Annotated in this window: 2 protein-coding genes; both read right to left on the bottom strand. The window is 65.1% G+C overall.

The features are described 5' to 3' along the window. Nucleotides 1–69 precede the first annotated feature (69 nt). Nucleotides 70–915, bottom strand: a complete 846-nt coding sequence (gene nadC / locus IRZ24_RS19685; protein WP_297168305.1) for a carboxylating nicotinate-nucleotide diphosphorylase — start codon at nucleotides 913–915, stop codon at nucleotides 70–72. Next, the coding region (locus IRZ24_RS19690; RefSeq protein ID WP_297168308.1) for an FAD-binding protein at nucleotides 908–2,079 on the bottom strand (1,172 nt) is incomplete at its 5' end. The genes nadC and IRZ24_RS19690, both read right to left, overlap by 8 nt.

Genomic DNA, 2,079 nt, shown 5'->3' on the forward strand with positions numbered 1-2,079 from the left:
TTGCAAGGCCATGAGACTTCGCTCCTCCTTTCGTGACTGCTTGAACGGTAACGCTCCCGCAGGCAAGGACTACGTGAGAAACTCCAGGGCGACATCCAGATTGGGAGCCGAGTGCGTCAGCGCCCCAAGGGAGATGAAGTCGACGCCGGTGGCCGCCACTGCCGCCAGGCGCTCCGGATCTGGGCCGATACCGCCGGAGGCTTCGAGCAGGAGGCCGGGCGTTTCGGCCCGCACAAAGGCGACGGCCTGACGCAACTGCTCGACCTCCATGTTGTCGAGTAAGATGGCGTCGGCTCCGGCCCGTACGGCAGCTCGCACCTCCTCAAGGGTCTCGCACTCAACTTCGATCTTAAGGAGATGTGGCACCTGGCGGCGCACAGCCTCAATGGCAGCGGTCAGGCCGCCGGCAGCCTTGATATGGTTGTCCTTGATAAGAATGCCATCGCTGAGGCCGAAGCGGTGGTTATGGCCTCCGCCCAGGCGCACAGCCTCTTTTTCGAGGGCCCGCAGCCCAGGGGTGGTCTTACGCGTATCGAGAATGCGCACGCCGGTGCCGGCCACGGCTCGAACGCAGCGCGCGGTCAGGGTGGCGATGCCGGAGAGGTGGCCGAGGAAGTTGAGGGCCACGCGCTCGGCACTCAGGAGAGCGCGCGCCGGTCCGCTGAGGACGGCCAGCGTCTGATTGGCGATGACCGCCTCTCCATCGCTGACACGCGCCTCGCTCTGGACACGCTCATCGAGCAGGCGAAAGGTCGCCAGGGCCACGGCCAGGCCAGCTACGACTCCCTCGCGTCGCGCCAGCAGAACGGCCTGGGCCTGGGCCTCGGCAGGCACTGTACACAGGGTGGTGAGATCACGATAGGCTCCATCTTCGATTAGAGCCTGTCTGATCAGGTCAAGCGGGAGTTCAGACATACGGTCTTCCTTTGTGCTGGAGAGCTGGGCGACTCGTCACTTCGACGCTCTCAAGAGTGGGCCGCAGGACGAGACTGACGCCGGAGAGCGACGGATCAGGCTGGGGATAGTCGCTACGCCAGTGGCTGCCGCGACTTTCACGACGCGCCAGAGCAGCCTGCACGACGAGAGCAGCGCTATCGAGCATGTTGGCGGTCTCTAGCCAGCCCCGCCCAACTGGCTCGTGCGGGGCACGCGGACGAGCCGCTTCAACAAAGCGAGCCTGCAACCGCTGAAGCGTTTGCCAGGCGCTGCGCAGCCCGTCCTCGTCACGGCAGAGCGAGACTGAGCGCCACATCAGGTCTCGTAGCTCACGCTGGAGAGCGCGCGCCAGTTCCTCTGGCCCGACCCAGGCTGGAGGCAGCGGCCAGGGACGAGCCTGGTCCTGAGCGGAGAAGAGCGACAGTCTCAGCTCGCGCTGCCGTCGTCCGGAAGCGCCGGAAGCCTGCTCAGGGGCCTCTCCAGGTAGGAGCGCGGCGAGGCGACGCCCAAAGACCAGTCCTTCAAGCAAGGAGTTACTGGCAAGGCGATTGGCCCCGTGCACGCCAGTACAGGCGACTTCGCCGACAGCATAAAGATGAGGAATACTGCTGCGACCTTGCAGGTCGACCTGAATTCCGCCCATGCAGTAGTGGGCTGCCGGCGCGACGGGCAGCAGATCATGGGCCAGATCCAGGCCGTGACGACGGCAAAGGGCGGCAATGGTCGGAAAGCGCGCATACATCCGCTCATCAGGAAGATGGGTCAGGTCGAGGTATTGGCAATCTACCCCCTCGGTCAGCATCTCGCTGAGGATGGCCCGTGCCACCACATCGCGCGGGGCCAGCTCGGCCAGGGGATGGTAGCGCGGCATGAAGCGCTCGCCGGCATGGTTGCGCAGATAGGCCCCTTCGCCACGGACGGCCTCCGAAATGAGGTGAGTGGCGCCGTTGACCTTGAGCACAGTCGGATGGAACTGGACAAACTCAAGGTCGGCTAAAGCGGCCCCAGCACGCCAGGCCAGGGCCAGGCCATCGGCGGTAGCTCCGGCGGGATTGGAGGTGTAAGCCCAAAGACTGCCTGTGCCGCCGCAGGCCAGAACTGTGTGGCGCGCTTCGACGACAAAGGGCTGTCCCTGCCGATCAA

It is taken from the genome of Thermogemmatispora sp. (assembly GCF_019683755.1).
Classification (GTDB): domain Bacteria; phylum Chloroflexota; class Ktedonobacteria; order Ktedonobacterales; family Ktedonobacteraceae; genus Thermogemmatispora.